At 37.1% G+C, this 20,204-nt stretch carries 18 protein-coding genes and 1 pseudogene; 10 read left to right on the top strand and 9 right to left on the bottom strand.

Annotation, left to right across the window (positions count from 1 at the left end):
* Positions 1-69 precede the first annotated feature (69 nt).
* Complete coding sequence (gene serA / locus G9371_RS08035) at positions 70-1,302, bottom strand: phosphoglycerate dehydrogenase (RefSeq protein WP_000077814.1); 1,233 nt, start codon at positions 1,300-1,302, stop codon at positions 70-72.
* Between the two features lie 379 nt (positions 1,303-1,681).
* On the opposite strand from serA, the gene G9371_RS08040 reads away from it, so the two are divergent.
* Positions 1,682-3,091, top strand: a complete 1,410-nt coding sequence (locus G9371_RS08040; RefSeq protein WP_000993505.1) for an FAD-binding oxidoreductase — start codon at positions 1,682-1,684, stop codon at positions 3,089-3,091.
* A gap of 95 nt (positions 3,092-3,186) precedes the next feature.
* Positions 3,187-3,555 carry a hypothetical protein gene (locus G9371_RS08045; RefSeq protein WP_001189306.1) on the top strand — a complete coding sequence of 123 codons (369 nt, stop codon included), beginning with the start codon at positions 3,187-3,189 and terminating at the stop codon, positions 3,553-3,555.
* A 44-nt stretch (positions 3,556-3,599) separates the two neighbouring features.
* Here the strand turns inward: G9371_RS08045 and G9371_RS08050 are convergent, their stop codons facing one another.
* Both G9371_RS08050 and G9371_RS08055 read right to left on the bottom strand, forming a co-directional pair.
* Positions 3,600-3,914, bottom strand: a complete 315-nt coding sequence (locus G9371_RS08050) for a putative quinol monooxygenase (protein ID WP_000955560.1) — start codon at positions 3,912-3,914, stop codon at positions 3,600-3,602.
* 13 nt (positions 3,915-3,927) lie between these two features.
* Positions 3,928-4,515: an NAD(P)H-dependent oxidoreductase gene (locus G9371_RS08055; RefSeq protein ID WP_000065455.1), complete on the bottom strand. Its 588-nt coding sequence runs from the start codon at positions 4,513-4,515 to the stop codon at positions 3,928-3,930.
* Positions 4,516-4,739: 224 nt separating this feature from the next.
* On the opposite strand from G9371_RS08055, the gene G9371_RS08060 reads away from it, so the two are divergent.
* Both G9371_RS08060 and G9371_RS08065 read left to right on the top strand, forming a co-directional pair.
* The gene (locus tag G9371_RS08060) at positions 4,740-5,105 is read left to right on the top strand and encodes a hypothetical protein (protein ID WP_000719494.1); all 366 of its coding nucleotides are present in this window, start codon (positions 4,740-4,742) and stop codon (positions 5,103-5,105) included.
* A gap of 369 nt (positions 5,106-5,474) precedes the next feature.
* Positions 5,475-6,704, top strand: coding sequence for an MFS transporter (locus tag G9371_RS08065; RefSeq protein WP_000790118.1), 1,230 nt, complete (start codon positions 5,475-5,477; stop codon positions 6,702-6,704).
* A 36-nt stretch (positions 6,705-6,740) separates the two neighbouring features.
* Here G9371_RS08065 and yccS read toward each other — a convergent pair whose 3' ends face one another.
* The 4 genes from yccS to G9371_RS08085 all read right to left on the bottom strand — a co-directional run bounded on the left by yccS (position 6,741) and on the right by G9371_RS08085 (position 11,660).
* Positions 6,741-8,891, bottom strand: a complete 2,151-nt coding sequence (gene yccS / locus G9371_RS08070; RefSeq protein ID WP_029424126.1) for a YccS family putative transporter — start codon at positions 8,889-8,891, stop codon at positions 6,741-6,743.
* A gap of 192 nt (positions 8,892-9,083) precedes the next feature.
* The gene (gene sodC, locus G9371_RS08075; protein ID WP_001143890.1) at positions 9,084-9,659 is read right to left on the bottom strand and encodes a superoxide dismutase family protein; all 576 of its coding nucleotides are present in this window, start codon (positions 9,657-9,659) and stop codon (positions 9,084-9,086) included.
* Positions 9,660-9,774: 115 nt separating this feature from the next.
* Positions 9,775-10,893 carry an AI-2E family transporter gene (locus G9371_RS08080; RefSeq protein ID WP_000553809.1) on the bottom strand — a complete coding sequence of 373 codons (1,119 nt, stop codon included), beginning with the start codon at positions 10,891-10,893 and terminating at the stop codon, positions 9,775-9,777.
* A gap of 122 nt (positions 10,894-11,015) precedes the next feature.
* A complete protein-coding gene (locus G9371_RS08085) occupies positions 11,016-11,660 on the bottom strand; it encodes a ParA family protein (RefSeq protein ID WP_000849145.1) in 645 nt (214 codons plus the stop codon).
* 158 nt (positions 11,661-11,818) lie between these two features.
* Between G9371_RS08085 and G9371_RS08090 the strand changes: the two genes are divergently transcribed.
* Together G9371_RS08090 and G9371_RS08095 are read left to right on the top strand one after the other, a co-directional pair.
* Complete coding sequence (locus G9371_RS08090; protein ID WP_000118035.1) at positions 11,819-12,286, top strand: Holliday junction resolvase-like protein; 468 nt, start codon at positions 11,819-11,821, stop codon at positions 12,284-12,286.
* A 139-nt stretch (positions 12,287-12,425) separates the two neighbouring features.
* Positions 12,426-12,989: a hypothetical protein gene (locus G9371_RS08095; RefSeq protein WP_029424127.1), complete on the top strand. Its 564-nt coding sequence runs from the start codon at positions 12,426-12,428 to the stop codon at positions 12,987-12,989.
* A 49-nt stretch (positions 12,990-13,038) separates the two neighbouring features.
* Here G9371_RS08095 and G9371_RS08100 read toward each other — a convergent pair whose 3' ends face one another.
* Together G9371_RS08100 and G9371_RS08105 are read right to left on the bottom strand one after the other, a co-directional pair.
* Positions 13,039-13,572 (bottom strand): hypothetical protein, encoded by a 534-nt coding sequence (locus G9371_RS08100; protein ID WP_002048125.1) that lies wholly within the window; start codon positions 13,570-13,572, stop codon positions 13,039-13,041.
* A gap of 15 nt (positions 13,573-13,587) precedes the next feature.
* Positions 13,588-14,382, bottom strand: a complete 795-nt coding sequence (locus G9371_RS08105) for a class I SAM-dependent methyltransferase (RefSeq protein ID WP_000194467.1) — start codon at positions 14,380-14,382, stop codon at positions 13,588-13,590.
* A gap of 127 nt (positions 14,383-14,509) precedes the next feature.
* Between G9371_RS08105 and G9371_RS08110 the strand changes: the two genes are divergently transcribed.
* The 4 genes and pseudogenes from G9371_RS08110 to G9371_RS08125 all read left to right on the top strand — a co-directional run.
* Complete coding sequence (locus tag G9371_RS08110) at positions 14,510-15,787, top strand: hypothetical protein (protein ID WP_002062209.1); 1,278 nt, start codon at positions 14,510-14,512, stop codon at positions 15,785-15,787.
* Positions 15,788-16,200: 413 nt separating this feature from the next.
* Positions 16,201-17,634, top strand: a complete 1,434-nt coding sequence (locus G9371_RS08115; protein WP_001191140.1) for an amino acid permease — start codon at positions 16,201-16,203, stop codon at positions 17,632-17,634.
* A 1,035-nt stretch (positions 17,635-18,669) separates the two neighbouring features.
* Positions 18,670-19,941: a Glu/Leu/Phe/Val family dehydrogenase gene (locus G9371_RS08120; protein ID WP_001281781.1), complete on the top strand. Its 1,272-nt coding sequence runs from the start codon at positions 18,670-18,672 to the stop codon at positions 19,939-19,941.
* Positions 19,942-20,085: 144 nt separating this feature from the next.
* Positions 20,086-20,204, top strand: a pseudogene (locus G9371_RS08125) (succinyldiaminopimelate aminotransferase); the annotation flags it as partial.

The raw sequence follows: 20,204 nt of genomic DNA on the forward strand, positions 1-20,204 counted from the left end.
CACATGATAATGTAAATACCTATAAAAAAGCCACAGACAATGCTGTGGCTTTTAAAGTTACAGTCTGTATTAGAACAATACGCGTACGCGAATTGTGCCCTCAACTTCATGCAACATATCTAAAGCTTCTTGAGAAGCAGAAGCATCTACGTCCATTACAAGGTAACCGATGTCGCCTTTAGTCATAAGTGACTGACCAGAAATGTTGATGCCTTGTTCAGCAAACAAGTTGTTGATTTTAGACAATACACCCGGTACATTTTTGTGGATATGTAGTAAACGGTGTTGACCCGCTGTCAATGGCAACGCGATTTCTGGGAAGTTTACCGCAGAAAGTGTCATACCCTTATCAGAGTAAGCAACAAATTTCTCTGCTACTTCTAAACCGATGTTTGCTTGAGCTTCCATCGTTGAACCACCAACGTGAGGAGTCAAGATCACGTTGTCTAAACCACGAAGTGGAGACTGGAACTCTTCACCATTTGCTTTTGGTTCTTTCGGGAATACGTCAACTGCCGCACCTGCAAGGTGACCAGATTTGATTGCATCAGCTAAATCTTCGATTACTACGCATGTACCACGTGCAGCATTTAAGAAGATCGCGCCTTCTTTCATTTTTGCAAATTGTTCTTTAGTGAAGAAGTTACGTGTAGACGGAACATCCGGTACATGCAAAGTCACAACATCAGCAGTTGCTAAAAGTTCATCTAAAGAACCAACTTGGCGAGCATTACCCATTGGTAATTTAGTGACTGCATCATAATAAATGACATGCATACCCATACTTTCAGCAAGAACTGAAAGTTGAGAACCGATGGAACCGTAACCCACAATACCTAAAGTTTTGCCACGAGTTTCAAAAGAACCCACAGCAGATTTGTCCCAACCACCACGATGACAAGCCGCTGACTTTTCAGGAACACGGCGAAGAAGAAGAATAGTTTCAGCAAGTACGAGCTCTGCAACCGAACGCGTATTTGAATATGGTGCGTTAAATACAGGAATACCACGTGCCATCGCTGCTTTAAGATCTACTTGGTTTGTTCCGATACAGAAACAACCTACTGCGATCAATTTATTTGCAGCTTCGAAAACTTCTTCAGTCAATTGGGTACGCGAACGAATACCAATAAAGTGAGCATCTTTAATTGCTTCTTTAAGCGCTTCGCCTTCAAGAGCAGTTTTGCGATAGTCAATGTTGGTATAACCCGCAGCGTTTAAAGTATCGACTGCGTTTTGGTGAACGCCTTCTAACAAAAGGAAACGGATTTTATCTTTAGGTAGTGAAAGATGTTGGCTCATTACGGCTCCGCTACAAAGGCCAAATTTGGTGGCGGTATAATAACATACTGGGCAGCGCTATAGATATTTCGTTTATACCATCGCCTTATGGCAATTTTATCTATATCTAATCACTTCCATTTATGGCTTGTCGAGCATTACAAAATATGCTTGATCTACGTTTAGGCCCAAATTTTCCTTTAAGGCCTTATAAAAAGTGTTTTATTGGTGTTAAACATGTTTTGTAGTGACAGTATCTCTATTCTGAACTTTATCGCTTGTGCTGTTACATGTAGAATATAGGAGTTCCTTGAACATTATGGCTTTGCTCAGGTGAAAACCTAGAGAAATATGAGGTCATAGTCCCACCACAGTTTACTTCTTGCTAGGTCTGCAAACGATGAATGCTCCAGTCGCTTTAACACCTGAGTTACTCACCCAATTAACAGCAATCGTCGGTGAAAACCGTATTAAAACCGATGCTGATAGTCTCGAAAACTGGGGTAAAGATCATACCAAGCATTTTAATCCGAACCCATCGGTCATCGTTTTTCCATCAACGACTGAACAAGTTCAGGAAGTTGTGAAGCTTGCAAACCAGTTTAATATCGCAATTACACCGTCAGGTGGACGTACAGGACTTTCTGCTGGTGCTGTAGCAACCAATGGTGAAATTGTCATTAGCATGGACAAAATGAACCAGATTCTTGAGTTCTTCCCGGCAGACCGTATGGTTCGTGTACAAGCTGGTGTTGTGACTGAGCAATTGCAAAATTATGCAGAAGAGCAGGGTATGTATTATCCGGTTGACTTTGCGTCAGCGGGTTCTAGTCAGATTGGCGGTAATATCGGTACCAACGCTGGTGGTATTAAAGTCATTAAATATGGCATGACGCGTAACTGGGTACTCGGTTTAACTGTAGTGACAGGTAAAGGCGACATTTTACGTTTAAACAAAGGCATGATTAAAAATGCAACTGGATATGCATTACAGCATTTGTTTATTGGTGGTGAAGGTACATTAGGTTTAGTGACTGAAGCAGAAATTAAACTTGAGCGTCAACCACAAAACCTACAAGTTTTAGTTTTAGGTGTGCCTGATTTTGATGCAGTAATGCCTGTGTTACATGCTTTCCAAAAAGATATCGACTTAACTGCATTTGAGTTCTTTGGTGAGCTTGCAATGCAAAAAGTACTCGACCGTGGTCATGTTCAACGTCCATTTGAAACTCAATGTCCATTCTATGTATTGCTTGAGTTTGAAGCGCCATACGAACCGATTATCGACAAAGCAATGGAGATTTTCGAACACTGTATGGAACAAGGTTGGGTACTTGATGGCGTAATGAGCCAGAGCCTTGACCAAGTAGAAAGCTTATGGCGTTTACGCGAAGATATCTCTGAATCAATCGCGCCATTTATTCCATACAAAAACGATATTTCAGTATTAATTACTCACGTACCTGCATTTATTCGTGAGATTGATGCAATTGTTCAAGAAAACTATCCTGACTTTGAAATTTGCTGGTTTGGCCATATCGGCGACGGTAACTTACACTTAAATATTTTAAAACCTGAAAACTTAACCAAAGATGAGTTCTTTGCGAAGTGTCAGGTTGTGAATAAATATGTGTTTGATACCGTTAAAAAATACGATGGTTCAATCTCTGCCGAGCATGGCGTAGGTATGACGAAAAAGCCATATTTGGAATATTCGCGCTCAGCTGAAGAAATCGAATATATGAAAGCTTTGAAAAAAGTATTTGACCCGAATGGCATTATGAATCCGGGTAAATTATTCGATCTTTAAATTAGATCTATTTTGTAGAACTACATAGTTTCTACAGAGTAACCGACAAAGGCATAGCATCATAAAGCTATGCCTTTTGTTTTTTGGTGATGAAAATGCAACGTTTATTTTTAATTTCTGCACTCTGTGCTGGACTTATGACGGGTTGTGCAACCACAAGTAAATTAATTCCTTTTGTGGGCTCAGAAACCCCAATGCAACAAGTACTTAAAACGCAACCCGAGATTGTAAAAGAGCATAACAATACTTCAGTTCAGCAGGTATTTAACCGAGTAGAATCCCCAACTGTTTCTCGCATTACTGTTATACAAACCGGTTTAATGGATGACTCTGTCTCAGCAATTCGGACGGAATATTTATTTAAATTGGTTGATGAAAAGTGGCAATTGCAAAATAAGCAAAAGAGCTACCAATGTGCAAGAGGAAAAGGTTCTAGAGGTTTCCAAACGCAGCTTTGTTCTTAAGCATAAAAAAGACGATAAATATATCGTCTTTTTTATTTCTTAAATTATACGCCGCTTTCTAAAATTTTAATTTTGACGTCAACCACATCATCTTTGACTGCTTCATGATGCGCTTGCATATGAGGTGTAGCCAAGTGTGCTTCAAGATGAGCTACACTTTCCCATTTTTCTAACATCACAATAATGTCAGGGTCTTTGTTTTGGAAGCTCGCATTTGAAATGTGGTCAACCAAAGGTTCATAACCATGGCAACCATCTTCTGCTAAAACAGTTGGAATGATTTTTTGAAATGCATTCAATACGTTTTGGCGGTGCTGTCCACCCGATTGAGTACGAATTTCCGCGATAATAGTAAGCATGGTTTTCTCCGGATTAGGCTGCTGCAAATAGTGTGTTCAAATGTGCTTTGTATGCTTCCACATAACTATCTACATCAGGCATTTTAATTACATCATTTACAATAAATGTTGGTAGGGTACTCATACCTAAGAACTGATTTGCTTTATGAAATGGTAAATAAACACCATCTACACCCACGCCATGGAAAAACTGATCCGCATCGTCAAATGCTTCCATTGGCGCATTCCAAGTAAGCGACAGCATATATTTTTTGTCATGAATTAAACCACCTGAACCATATTTTTTTGAGGTATCAGAGCGGCTACGACCATCGTTTGCATAAAGAGAACCATGACCTGTCGTAAATACATCGTCAATATATTTTTTTACGGTCCACGGTGCACCCATCCACCAGCCAGGCATTTGATAAATTACGACATCTGCCCATAAATACTTTTCTACTTCGGCTTCCGCATTGTAGTCACTATCTGCACGAGTGACTTTTACTTCGTGGCCGAGTTCAGTCAGGTGATTCGTCGCTAATGTCGTGAGTGTGTCATTTAATTCACCATTTGAGTGGGCAAATTGTTTGGCACCATTAATGACTAAAATATTGCTCATGGGAGTTACTCTAATTCAATTCTTAAACTTGAGCGATACTTTAGAGAACTTACTCTTAAAGAAAAATGTAGTAATTGGAAAAATATTATTGATTAAAAATCATTAATCTTGATTTGATACCTTATATTGGTTTCTTTATTTTAATGGCAAATACTTTACAAAGTTGAACGGAAAAAATTATTTGTAGCCTTTAGCATCAAGGTGAAGTTGTGGTGGAGTTGAGTATGAAAAAGATTGGTTTACTCATGATGTGTAATTTGTTGATTCTGAGTGCTTGTACACCAAATACAAATCCACCTACACCTCAAGCGAACAGTCCGATACAAGCTGTTTTACTCGATCAACCTAATCTTTTAAATAATGCCAGTAATTTAAGTATTTCACAGCAAATGAATGCCTTAGAAGATCCTTCTAATGCTCAAGTCACTATTTTGCAGACAGAGCCGAGTGAAGATGCTGTTTCGAAAACACGTACTGAGTATTTATTAAAAAAAGATGAGACTGTTTGGAAAATCGTGAATAAAAAACAAAGTTATCAATGTACAAAAGGCGAGGAAACAGCAGACTTTCAAGTTAATCCTTGTCCTTAAAGCTGAATTTCTATTGAATATGTGGATAACTTTAGAGTTATTCACAATATAAAAATGAGTTCGTCATCATTAAAATATAGAATTTAAAATTGTTGGAATTGTCCGATTGATGATCAATTTGAAAAGTGATATTGTGTCATCCGGCAATTATGCCAGATGGTAAAAATTACCGAATCTCACGTCATACATTTTTTCTCGTTTTAGACACCTTGTGAATACGGTGTTTCACATTCTAAACATGCACTCTCACGGCATATAACAACTTAACTAAAGATTGACTGACCATACTGTCATCGTCATGACTACATTATTTATTTCAATATGTAGTTGCTGAGACATAGTGGCCGCTATTTTGAAGTGTACAAACTCATGAAAAATATTCAAACGACAGCGTTGAACCGTACAACGTTGATGTTTCCTTTAGCTTTAGTGCTATTTGAATTTGCGGTTTATATTGGTAATGACCTGATTCAGCCAGCCATGTTGGCAATTACTGAAGATTTCGGTGTAAGTGCAACTTGGGCGCCGTCTTCAATGTCATTTTATTTATTAGGTGGTGCATCTGTTGCATGGTTACTAGGACCTTTATCAGATCGATTAGGCCGTAAAAAAGTACTTTTGTCTGGTGTTTTATTTTTTGCCTTGTGCTGTTTTTTAATTTTATTAACGCGACAAATTGAACACTTTCTGACATTACGTTTTTTACAAGGTATTGGGTTAAGCGTAATTTCAGCAGTGGGATATGCCGCAATTCAGGAAAACTTTGCCGAGCGTGATGCGATTAAAGTCATGGCCCTCATGGCAAATATTTCATTGCTTGCGCCTTTGCTAGGGCCTGTACTTGGAGCTTTCTTAATTGATTATGTTTCATGGCACTGGGGTTTCGTGGCAATTGCTTTACTTGCACTGCTGAGTTGGGTTGGCTTAAAGAAACAAATGCCTAGTCATAAGGTGAGTGTAACCAAACAGCCTTTTAGTTATCTTTTTGATGACTTTAAAAAGGTATTTAGCAATCGGCAGTTCCTTGGGTTAACGTTGGCCTTACCGCTTGTAGGTATGCCGCTTATGCTCTGGATTGCATTATCACCAATTATTTTGGTCGATGAACTGAAGCTAACGAGCGTGCAATATGGTTTAGCACAGTTCCCGGTATTTTTAGGTTTAATTGTTGGTAACATTGTTTTAATTAAAATTATTGACCGTTTAGCTTTAGGTAAAACTGTCTTAATTGGCTTACCGATTATGCTCACTGGTACGCTAATTTTAATATTAGGTGTTGTCTGGCAAGCCTATTTAATTCCTTGCTTGTTAATAGGTATGACACTCATTTGTTTTGGTGAAGGAATTAGCTTCTCAGTGTTGTACCGTTTTGCACTCATGTCATCTGAAGTGTCAAAAGGAACTGTAGCTGCTGCTGTTTCAATGCTATTGATGACGAGCTTCTTTGCAATGATTGAGCTTGTACGTTACCTCTACACCCAATTTCATTTATGGGCTTTTGTCTTATCTGCTTTTGCATTTATTGCCTTGTGGTTTACTCAACCACGTTTAGCTTTAAAACGAGAAATGCAGGAAAGAGTTGCACAAGACTTACATTAAAAAAATACCGGAATTTATATTCCGGTATTTTTTATTCTATTTAATTTCATGCTCTAAAAGTTTGCCTTTTAAGCTTAAGAGTTCAGGCAAGGTTTCTAATAATAAACTCATCTGTTTTAAGACAAGTGTGTAGTTCTCTGAAAAATGTTCTTGAGTTATTAAACTTTGAATTTGCTTTAAAGTCTGTTCAAGAAAACTAAAGTTAACCGACGCTTGTTCAAATAAACTTTGTTTAAGAATTTGCTGACAATCCAGTAAGAGTTGTAATACCTGTTGATCATCAATTTTTTGTCTTTGGCTGCCTAAGGCGGCGACATAACTCAGCTGGCTGTGGCTATAAACCAAATAACGAAAGGCATAATGAATCAGCTCTGGATTTGGATTGGGCTCAGCACTTAAGCTTGAAATCATATTTGACAGTTCAATTTGCGCGTTATGTGCAGCACGGCGAATTCTACGATATTCAATGTCTTGATTTTTCCCATGCTGATATTGCTCGACAATCACATTGAAGTAATCAAAAGTGGCTTGGCTACTTTTCTTAATATTGTTTGGAATATTACGGAAGTTCCAGTCTGGCCAAATAAAATTAACAGCAAGCCAAGCAATAAAGCAGCCTAATAAGGTGTCGATTAGGCGAGGTAAAATAATGCTGTAACCTGCACCTTTTAAATTGAAAATGAGCAATACCATTAAGGTTGCCATCAGTGTTGCCAGCGCATATTTTTTCTGGCGTAAGTAGAAAAAGCTAACTCCACAAATAATGGTAAGAATGAGTTGACCTTCAATACTAGGAACAAAATATAAAATGGGAATACCCAATAAAACGCCGAGTAAAGTCCCAATCGTTCTAAGCTTTAAACGACTTTTGGTTGCAAAGTAAGTAATTTGGCAAACAAATAAACTGGTGAGCAAAATCCAGTAACCATGTTGGGCAAAAGGTAGGAGGGAAATGGCATAACCTGCGGCAAATACAACCGCAATTCGTATGGCATGCCTAAATAGGGCCGATTGTGGCGTTAGTTGCTGCCGAATTTTTAAAACAAGGTCTGAAAATCCTTGAATATCGTCATCTAGTAAATTGAGATGTTCTTGCTTGTTCTGACTTAGCGTTTCATTAAACGGTTGAGCATATTGAAGCTGCTCAAATTGTTCATGCATTCCTTTTAAATTATTAAAAATTAGCTTTAAATTTTTAACTTCAAAATTTTGTGGATGCTGTTGTATCCAGTCTTTCAAAGAGCTTTCCAAATGGTTTAGGCCAATTTGGCTTTCTTGAGAAGACTGATATTGTTGATTATGCAAAATGCATTGGGCTAAATCATGGCAAGCTTGAGCTTGTAAGCGTAGGTTTTTCTGAAAACGAAAAATGAGATCACTACGGCTAAAATTTTGTTGGATATGCTCGTAGTGTAAATAATTAGAAGTTGCCTGCTCGTGTATATCTCGCGCAAAAAAGTATAAGTTTAACCAATAAATACTTTTATTACTGACTCGTGATGCCTTAAGGCGAGTCAGCAGAGAGCTGCGTATTTGGTTAAGGCTTTGCGCAACTTGTGTATTTTGCAATGATAATTCAAATAAAAGCTGTTCAACATTTTCTTTATTATCCGGGTCGAACAACCGTGCTTTAGCTTGAAGTAAGGCTGAAATTTCTTCAAAAATTTGTGAAAGTTTATCTTGTAAAGGAAGTGTTGGTTTAAGAATAAAAAATAAAATAGAAGTTAGGCCGTACCACAACGCACCATAGACAAAATAAGTAGGCTGTTGGTACCAGTGTGCATATTCTCCTAAACCAAACATGCTATAAATTGAGAGTAAAATCGTACCAAAAGAAATGGTAGCGTAGCGTTGCCCTAAAGCTCCCAATAAAATGAAACAAGCACTGGAAATTGAAAGATATAAAATAAATAAAAATTTATAAGGTGCTAAAAAACCAAGAATAGTGCTGACAGTAAAAAAGAGTAGGCAGACATAGAGCAGGTTGCGTAAACGAAGACTTAAGCGATCATCAAAATCAGTAAGTGCAGCAGCAATCGCACCTAAAGTCACAGGAACGATCAGCTCATTATGACCTAACCAAAGTAAACCTAAAGTTGTGCCTGTGAGTACAATTAAAATTTGCAGGCAATAAATTAAAATTGAATTCGTTTTAAAACGATTGAATAGTTGAGTCAGGTTATTCACGGCTTTTTTCTAAATGAGAGGGTACGTGACAATTGGTATTTAAATTTTTATTACTTGAAAAATATTATGCGTTTTGTTTAAAAAAGTCAGTTTATTTTTTAAGATTTTATAATAATTAATTAGTCTAAGTTGCTTAATAAAATAGCAAAATTGTGGATATCTTTTTAGATACCCACAATTTAAAAAAAGCACTTATTTGATTACACCACATGCGATTCGCGCTCCGCCACCACCTAGAGGCAGAGGAGAATCTGAATAGTTATCACCACCAGCATGGATCATGATAGCGCGACCTTGAATGTCAGCAAGTTTTAAACGTGGTGCAATAACAGCAGTTGTAGCTACACCAGTATTGTCAACGACTAATGCTGGTAAATCGCCTAAATGCCCAGTAGTTGGCGTACCATGATGTGGGGCTTGGTTAGGGTTATAGTGGCTACCAGCAGCTAAAGCAGCGCCTGGTTTTCCATCTTTAACAGCAGGGGCACAAGATGGATTTTCATGGATGTGGAAACCGCGAGTACCACTTGGTAAATCTGCTAAAGCAGGGGTAATGATTAAGCCCTTATCACTGTCTTGAAAGCTGATCGTACCAAGTTTTTTACCTATACCATTGGCTGTCACTTCATTAACATCCACCACTTTTTTAGTATGCATTGTGGTAAGTGCATGGGCTGTATCAGATACAGTCTTACTTACCGTGCTACAACCGACCGTTAATAAAGCTGTCAGTGCACATACTGCACCAATTTTATTAAATACTGGCATTATAGATATCCTTATAACTATAAATCTGATTTTTTTATTCAAGCAAAGGTGCGTGAACCCTACAAGTTAATTTAAATAGTCACTTTGTATCTTGAAATATTTTTAAATCATTAGCTTAGTTTTTAGATGGCGGTAAATCATCATCTGAATCATAAATCATGGTTGTTTTTGGCATGGGTTCAGGGTCAATTGTCTCGTGAAGCCATTCTCGCCAAATTGCTAATAAAACAGCTAAAATAACAGGGCCAATAAATAGACCAACTAAACCAAAACTTGCAATACCACCCAATACACCGAACATAATCAATAAAAAAGGAATTTGAGTCGCACCAGAGATTACAAGTGGACGGATCACGTTGTCTGAACTACTTACAATCAGCACACCCCATAAGATGACGCCAATAGCTTCCATGGTTTGACCTTGAGAGAACAACCATAGTCCAACGCCTAAGTAGGAAACAGGAGTACCAAACGGAATTAGGGCTAATAAGAACGTTGCAATGGTGAGAACCATTGGGTTAGGTACACCAGCGACGAAATAACTTAATCCAGCCAGTACTGCTTGAGCAATTGCAGTTAAACCCACGCCATACACAACGGCACGAGTGGTTTCTGAAATTGTGTCGAGATAATGATGAATACGTGGCCCAATCACCATTTCCAAGGCTTTACTCACTTGGGTTAAGATCGTGTGGCCATCACGATAAAAGAAGAAAAGACTTAAAATCGCAAAACAAAGTTTGACGATATTTTTACTAATTTCATTTAATAACACACGCCCATAACTTAAATGGCTTTGTACCCAAGCTGCAATATTCTGAATAGTACTATTAGGGTCTGTATTAATTTCGTTGAGTGTGCGAGATATTTCTTTACCAATAAACGGAAGATTACGAATAAAATCGGGAACGCTTAAATGACCTGAAAAGACTTGACGCTGTAAATCAAAATAAAGGTTACGACCTTCATGTTGTAGAATAAAAATAGCACATGTAAATGGCACGCCAACAATTAAAATGACTAAGCTAATCATAACTGTAGCATTTAAATTATTTCTGTTTTCACCAAAAAAATGCTGAATTCTTAAATAAATCGGCCAAGTCATGTAGGCAATAATGGCAGCCCAAAGTACAGGTACAATAAAGTACTTCAGGATGTTAAATCCTAAAAAGATCAGGATAAAAAACAGCCCAAACAATAAAACGCGCTGTAAAGTAGGAGCGTATGGATGCACGAACAAAATTCTCTAATTTTTAAAATAGAATAAGGTCATATTAACTGAAAAATGACCTGAGACAAATTTTAGGCAGGCGTGCTCATTTCTGCATCTTGCCCACCTAAAATAAAGAGATGGTTTTAGAACCACTCAGATTTATCTTCAATCAGTTTATTTAAAAGAGGCTGCCACTGGCTTTGAATTGCAATAAAGTTCTTTTGTGGTTTATCAAATACACTTAAACCTTGCATTGCTAAACTGCCATAAGCACTACGCTCGGCAATCCATGCAATAGGTTCATGTTCGATTTTTTCAAAAAATTGCTGAATATCTTTTGAACTGGCGCTGTTCGGTTTAACTCGGTTTGCAAGTAGTAAAATTTGTACTTTACCTTTACGAATACGCTTAATATCCTGCAAATGCTTGAGAAAACGTCGTGTACTGTCGATATCGAAAAATGAAGGCTGAAGTGGAGTAATAATCGCATGGGCTTCGCTGACTAATTGTTCAGCATGATCACCTGAAAGGGCACCCGGTGCATCAATAATTAAATAGTCTAAATTTTTAGGTGCATCACCAATTGATTTTTCTTGACGCCAGTCGAGGCTTTGAATTACAGCTACGTTATCTGGACGTTGTTTTAACCATTGTAAGGAAGATTTCTGGTTGTCAGAATCTGCCAATGCTACTTTATATCCTTTTTGTGCCAAAGCTGTTGCCAACGTAATGGCTGTCATGGTTTTTCCGCATCCGCCCTTTTGATTTGCAATAAGTATCGTTTTCATAAATTCAGTTATATTCAGCAGCACACTTGTTCTACTTATACCTTAGCATCTTTTTATATGAAGTAGATGACTGCCTTTGACAAAAGTTTAAGCTACTCCCTAATTTTAGATATGATTGCTCATCTATCGCGATGATGTGTATTTGTTAAGGAAAATTTATGTCCGTATGGCTGGCCATGCTTATTGGTGCTGGTATTGGTATTATTATCACGACGCTCATTTTATCAAATACCCGTAATGGCCGAATCAAGGCTGAATACGAGCAATATATTGCCGAGTTGGAGCTTGAGCATCAACAAGCCCTTGCCCAAGCACAAAAGAGAAGTGTGAATACGAGCCGCGCCGTATTAAAAGGAAAAATGGCAGAACAATTTGCGCCAGTCTTGCCGGAGTTTCAGTATTTGCCAAGTGATGCCAAGTTTATGGGCGACCCGGTTGATTATATTATTTTCGATGGCTATACCGATTTTCGAGATGGAGACGGAACTGCCGATGATATTCAAATTATTTTGCTGGATGTAAAAAGTGGAGGGGCACGTTTAACAAAGGGGCAGCAAGCAATTGCTCAGGCAATTAAGGAAGGGAAAGTTCGTTTTGAAACTTTAAGAATAGATTTTGAAGATTAATAATCTATTTAATTAGGCACAAAAATAGACGAAATTGATCTGTATTGTTACTAAATTCCGATATTTTTTTCATACCTTAGAGCTACCATAAAACGAAGATCTAATGAATTTGATCTAGCAATATTTGAGGTATAAAGCGATGAAAAAACAACGTTTGATGATAGCTTTGCTGGCGTCTTTAGGTATGGGTTCAGCATTTGCATCAACCTCGAGTGAATACAATATTGCCAATGGTTTGCTTCCAGTTGAAAAAGATCAATCAATTTCTGTATTACAACCATTTCAGGGAAATTTTAGGATCTTAGGTTCAAAAATTTATCACAATGATGAGCAAGCCAAATTTTCACCGATTGATTATGCGGTAAGTTGGGGTTTATTTGCTCAACCTGAAATCGCGCGCCATATTTCAGTGAAACAATATGACCGCTATTTAAACTGGAAAATAGCAAAACTTCCTGTACCAGCTGAGCAAGCGATGCAGATGGTATCGAATATGCACATTATTCCTGCAAACCCTGAAATCGCCCAACAAATTAAGCAAGTTAAACGTGGTGATTTGGTTTATTTAAAAGGTGATCTGGTTGAAATCAAAGATAAAGATTTGGTTTGGAAGTCATCTTTGACCCCAACTGATACCGGCGATGGTGCATGTGAACTCTTCCGTGTTCAATCCATTCACTGGGTTGAAAAACAAAATATTTAAATTAAAAAAGCCTTCTTTATAAGAAGGCTTTTTATTGCATGCAGTTAAATTAATGCTGCTGTGAGGCTTTCCAGTACTTTAACTGATTTTGTGCTTGTAAATAGTCAGCAAGCTGTTTGACCTGCTCATCTTTACTTGCTTGCTTATCACTAAAGTTCTTTTCTTGGTTTTCCCAGTATTGATAAAGTAGACCTTGAATGTAACGGCCTTGTTCAGTTTTTAAGTCGAGCTCTTTTAACATGGTCAATGCTGAGCGCACATTATCAAGCGTACGTTTTTGTTCAAATTCTGTGGTGAGCGTACCTGCCTCATGCATTTTTTCTAGCTCAGTTTCCATTTCATCACTCATTTCAGTAAAGCGGTGATCGTAATCTTCTAGTAGTGCAATATCATGAGCGTCATCCGCAGTAGCTGGGAATTTCTTCACTGGTCTTTCATTGAGTTTTTCTAAGACCTGATCGGTAGATGAACTTGTATGAGATTGTTCAGTCTTTGCTGGCTCATCTGCTTTTTTACAAGCCGTCAATAATAGGCTAGAGCTGAGCAAAGACATTAAGATGATATGAGGCGTTTTTTTTAACATAGCTTTCAACCGAACCTATTCTCTATGATTTGACGACGTACTTTTTTGAAAATGATATGCATATGTGACATATGGAAAATCAATCTGATCTTGTGGGCCTAACCCAGTAAAATCATAAACAATTTTTTCAAACTGAGCTTTGAGCTGTAGTTGATCTTTTTCAGTCATTGCTGCAATAAAACTTGTTGAAAGTAACCGCTTACTCACCACTTGTTCGACAGTACCATGCTGCGATTGCGAAAAAGTATTTAAATTGTCAAAAGTAAATAAATTTTGCTCTTCAAAAACCTTTTTCCACCTTTCACTATGGTAACGAGGTGTATCACCTTCAAGCGGTAGTAGAAAATCCGCTAAAGCTTTTACCCAGTCTGTACCTTCATCGCGCTGGTTCCAAACAAGTCCTAAATGTCCTTGAGGTTTTAATACCCGATGGATTTCGGTCAATGTTTCTATGTTGTCAAACCAATGAAAAGATTGGGCACAAATGACAGCATCAATCTGTTGGTCATTTACCGGAATATTGTGGCTAAAGGCTTGTAAAGTTTTAATATCAGGATAGGCTTGCTGAAGCTGTTGTAACATCTCGCCAATTGGCTCTACCGCAATAATATTGGCATGTGTCTGTTTTAAGTAAGGTAAGAATTTGCCAGTACCCGATCCAAGATCGATAACAGTAGAATTTTCATGGATTTGGAGCCGATCTTGTAGCCAACTTACTATTTCTACGGGATAATTTGGTCTAACTTGCTGATAAAGCTCAGCAGCAGAGCTGAAGCCTTTTTGAGCGGCAGGATGTAAGGATTGTGTCATATTTTGCGCTTTTTAATCTGACTGGCATCTATAAAATAAGATACTCCGCAATCATAAATTGGCAAAACACCTATTTTGTTTCATTTTTGACGATGTATGTGGGAGTAAATTTTCTTTCGGTGTGAGCATGGATAAGCAAATTATTTTTGAAGACGAACACATTAGAGCCATTTTTTTACAAGGCGATTCTAATACATTAGTTCTCTCTTTTGGCGATTTGATTACCCGGGCGAGTGGCTTATCTATCAATGCTGAAAAGTCTCTAATAAAGTACCAATACAATGTTATTGGGGTGATGCCAAAACAAAAATCATGGTTTCCAAAGGCCAGTATGGTTGAGCTGGCAAAAGTCATTTTGCCTATTATTCAGCGTTTTAAAAATATTGTAGGTTATGGCGGCTCAATGGGTGGCTATGCAGCAATTAAATATTCGAATTTATTAAATATGAATCGAATCATTGCATTTGTACCTCAGTATTCAATTGACCCTGAACAAGTTGAAGACCGACGCTATGCTGAGTTCTTCGATGCTGTCGCGAATAAAGACATGCAAATTCAGCCGCAAGATGTGAATGCAAGTCGTGAATACATTATTGTTTATGATCCTTACTTTTCAATTGATCGCGAACATTACTTAAAAATAAAAGAGATCTTACCAAGTTTACATACAATTCATTTGCCTTTTACAGGACATGAAGCTTTATCTGTATTGGCAAGCTCAAGCCTTTTACATGATTTTATTGAGCATGAATTTGATGAAACGTATTTCTATCAACAAGTTCGTAAAATCAAAAAACAAAGCAAGTTCTATTATCGTAATGTTCTTGCAAATGTGCTGACATACCATGACAGCATGTTATTGAAAATATTGCGTCAAAATGACTTTCAGTTAGATGAACGTTATTTAGACAATCCACTTAAGCAAGCAGTCACTCGTAGTCTTATTAAAACAAAGCAAGCTACAGAGCAAGATTTCCAGAAGCTTGGAATTAAAATTCAGTATAGCCAGCAAGCTGAAAACCATAAAAAGGGTTTGAAAAATCAATTTGAGGCAATACTGGTATTTAATTTGATTAATCTAAAGCTTGAAACCTATGCTGTAGATGTAGTGTTGGCGAACCCATCATATTTGATTCCGATTGTGGCAGAACACACTGGGGTTGTTCAGATTGAGTTAAATAATGAACTTTATTTGTTAGGGATGAATGACCGAAAAATTATTAAATTGTTTAAACAGGGTGATGCACTCACTTCTGATATGAGTCCGTTTGTCATTAAACAATATTCTGATTTCTTTGCGTTAAGCTATAAGCAATTAAATTTAAATTGTGATGAACAAGCTGTATGTGATTACGTTGAAGGTTCCGTTCAGCCATCTCAACAGTTTGTATTGACCAGCTACTAAGTTATTTCCTCGATTAAATAAAGCTCAAATCTTGAGATTTGAGCTTTATTTTTTGCTTAAAAAAATTTTTTTTATCAATTTATTTGTATATAAAATTAAAAGTCATTATTTAAATAAATAGTGTATCTAATTTTTAAATAAAGATAGAGCTAAAAGTAGGCATGGGGAATTAAGTGAAAAATTATTATATTTTAAAAAGTATAGTTTTTAAATTTATATAAATTAAAGAAATGATGTAAGATTAATTAAAATACAATAATTACCATAATAATTATTAATTGATTGTTTTTTAAATATATTTTATTTGATTGGCAAAAGATTGCTTAAAATAAATTCACTATTCAAAGATAATTGCATATTTATTTTTTTATCCTAAAATGATTTTTTACTAAATTGTCGTTACAGTTTTTTATATGCAATCATTAAATTATCGGAATAATGATGCATCGCAACATGGAAGTTCTGCACCTTTGAAACGAGCAATGAGTACTCGACATTTGGTGATGATCTCCCTTGGCGGTGCCATAGGTACAGGTCTTTTTCTTGGGTCTGGCGACGTAATCTCTCAAGCAGGTCCAATTGGCGCAATTATCTCTTATTTCTTGGGCGGTCTAATTGCCTATACCGTTATGCTGTGTCTCGGTGAGCTAGCGGTTCATGTCCCTGAGTCTGGCTCTTTTGGTGAATACGCACGGCGTTATATCGGTCCAGGTACGGGGTATATGATTACTTGGCTGTATTGGCTGACTTGGACTGCAACTTTGGGGACTGAGTTTACCGCTGCGGCCTTGTTGGTTCAGGAGTGGTTTCCATCTACCTCGGTGTGGGCTTGGACTCTTTTCTTTGGCGCCTTGGTTTTCTTTCTTAATGTAAGTTCCACCCGCTTATTTGCAGAGTCTGAATTTTGGCTGGCGCTTGTAAAAGTAATCACCATTATCTGTTTTATTGGTTTGGGGTTACTGGCGATTTTCGGCTTTATTCCTTATCAGGGGCATGAAACAGCACCATTGTTCAGTAATTTGACTGCTCATGGTTGGTTCCCAAATGGTCTTTTCCCAATTTTTGCCACTATGCTTATCGTTAACTTTGCATTTTCTGGCACAGAATTAATTGGGGTGGCGGCTGGCGAAGCTGAGAATCCAGCAAAAACAGTTCCTAAGGCAATTAATGCGGCTATTTGGCGCTTATTGATTTTCTTTGTTGGTACGATTGTAGTGATTAGTTCACTATTGCCATACCACCTAGCAGGTCTTAGTGCAAATGATGTGAGCAGTAGCCCATTTGTGACTGTATTTAATTACATTGGTATTCCGTATGCAGAGGATATTATCCGTTTTGTAATTATTACAGCTTTGCTTTCAGCTGCTAACTCGGGTCTATTTGCTGCATCACGTATGATGTGGTCGCTTTCAGCAAAAAATCAATTACCTAAAATTTTTGCGAAACTCACGCCGTCTGGAACACCTATTATTGCCATTATTGTGACAATGTTTGGTGCTATTCCGGGGTTGCTTTCAGAACAATTTGCGCCAGAAACAATTTTTAAAAATTTGTTGGGTGTTGCTGCTTTTACAATGGTTGTTGTTTGGATTGCAATTTGTATTTCGCAATTTAACTTCCGTAGACAGTGGTATAAGTCAGGAAAAACAGTAAAAGATCTACGTTTCGCTGCACCACTTTTTCCTCTTACTCCAATTGTAGGCGGGCTATTCTGTATAGTTACTTGTATCAGTATGGTATTTGATCCATCTATGCAAGTGGGCTTTATCTGCTGCATTATTTTTATCTTGCTATGCTATGTCAGCTATTTCATCTTTTATCGTAAAAAAGATATAGCTCAAAACTAAGTCTTTTGCTTACTTGGTTGTGTTGATTGAAGGCTCCTTATAGGGCCTTTTTTCATGGGCGCAACTTGAGCTTTAAAGTGAGTTTTATATATTTTTTTTGAAAATGTTTTTTTTGTTTTGATAATAAAAGCAAATATTGACACATAAATTAACCACTTGTCGGAATATTATTAATAGCTAATTATTATAAGTTTTTAAATAAGTATATGTTTATCATGGTTATTTAATAAAGAGATTGTTTAAATATTTATATATCTTTGTTTTGAATTAGAGAAACTGAATAAATATTATGAAAATTTATAGAAATTTTAAGAATTTTTAAAAATTTTTTGTTAATTAAGTCTTTGTTATTAAATGGTAATTTTTTAATCATTTTTAATTTTAATATTTTTTTAATTTCCATAAAATAAAATTATTATAGTGTAGTGTTTTTTTAGGTCTGGTTACTTTTTTATTATAAAAAATAGAGAAAATTGATTATTTTTTCTCTGCTTGTTTATTTTAAAATGTTCTAAATTAACTTGCTCTGTGCTATATTTACTTAAAGATTTTATGTCTATATGAAGGCTTGATTAACTCGCTTGAGTAGTGATGTGAAACTTGCAGTATTACTGAACAATTTTTATTTAAAAAGACTAATGGAGGGATCTATCGATTAGTCAAAAATAATTTTAGGGACTTATGGTTTTTTTGTTTCATGAACCCTAGTTCTTTTTAACTCCCAAACGGTTATGTCACCTCTTTTGTACTTATTTCCAGTCGACTTATTTGAGTTGGTTGCGGTGGAACTTTTGCTTTTATAAAGACTTTTTATAAATGGCAGATGAGGCAAAAGAATATTGTAAAAGATATCGATATATAAAAGTAAATCGTACTTTTGATATCAAAAGATGGAATTTAAAAGGTCTAAAGCTTTAGAAGAGCTGAAGATTTTATAAATAAATCAAAACATTGTTATTGCAAGGTTTTGGTTGCTGAATAATAAAGACTGCAGATTTATCACATCTGAGTCTGTGTAGGTAGATAGGAAAAAAGATGTCAGATCTTTCATACGTAAACGAACATAGCGATGCATGGCAAACTTACTTGGCTCAAATTGACCGTGTAGCGCCATACTTAGAACATTTAGCTGATTATATCGATACTTTAAAACGTCCTAAGCGTGCGCTTATTGTGGACGTGCCAATTGTAATGGACGACGGTTCAATCCAGCACTTTGAAGGCTACCGTGTACAACACAACTTGTCTCGTGGTCCTGGTAAAGGTGGTGTTCGTTACCATCCAAATGTTGACTTAAATGAAGTGATGGCATTGTCTGCATGGATGACAATTAAAACTGCTGTTTTGAACTTGCCATTTGGTGGTGCAAAAGGTGGTATCCGTGTTGACCCACGTAAATTATCAAATCGTGAATTAGAGCGTTTAACTCGCCGTTATACGACTGAAATTGGTCACATTATCGGACCTCAAAAAGATATTCCTGCTCCAGACGTTGGTACAAATGCCAATATTATGGGTTGGATGATGGATACTTATTCTACTAGCCAAGGTCACACAGTGACTGGTGTTGTAACTGGTAAACCAGTGCACTTAGGCGGCTCTTTAGGTCGTGTGAAAGCAACTGGTCGCGGTGTATTCGTTACTGGCCGTGAAGTTGCTGCAAAAATCAACTTACCAATTGAAGGTGCGAAAGTTGCTGTTCAAGGTTTTGGTAACGTAGGTAGCGAAGCTGCTTTCTTATTTGTTGAATCAAAAGCAAAAATCACTCACGTTCAAGACCACACTGGCACAATTTTCAATGCTGATGGTATTGATCTTGTTGCGCTACGTGATCACGTAAATGCAAACCAAGGTGTTGGTGGTTTTGCTGGTGCACAAGCAATTGCAGATGAAGATTTCTGGACTGCAGAAGTAGACATCATTATTCCTGCTGCATTAGAAGGCCAAATTACAGTTGAGCGTGCTGAAAAACTTAAAGCTAAGTTGATTTTAGAAGGCGCGAACGGCCCGACTTATCCTAAAGCTGAAGATGTATTGGTTGAGCGTGGCATTGTTGTAGTTCCTGACGTTGTATGTAACGCCGGCGGTGTAACTGTAAGTTACTTCGAATGGGTTCAAGACATGGCGAGCTATTTCTGGAGCGAAGAAGAAATCAACGAGCGTTTAGACAAGTTGATGGTTCAAGCAATGGATGACGTTTGGAATACAGCGAACAAGAATGCTTGTACTTTACGTACAGCAGCTTACATCTTGGCATGTGAGCGTATCTTAAAAGCTCGTAAAGAACGCGGTATTTTCCCAGGCTAATCTGCGGAAACTACCTTTTAGGAAAGGTGGGCCGAGCAAATATAAAGGATGTTATAGGGTTATTTGTTCGGTCCCTTTTTCTAAATGAATTAAATTAAAGACAGTAAGACAGATTAAATAAATTAAATAGATACTGAGGTAAGCATGGAACAGCCAATTTCTGTAACTCGAAGCAACTTTAATGACTGGATGGTTCCAGTATTTGCACCGGCAAATTTCATTCCGGTACGTGGTGAAGGTTCACGTATCTGGGATCAAGAAAA

This window comes from Acinetobacter sp. EKM10A, assembly GCF_011075215.1.
Taxonomy (GTDB): domain Bacteria; phylum Pseudomonadota; class Gammaproteobacteria; order Pseudomonadales; family Moraxellaceae; genus Acinetobacter; species Acinetobacter baumannii.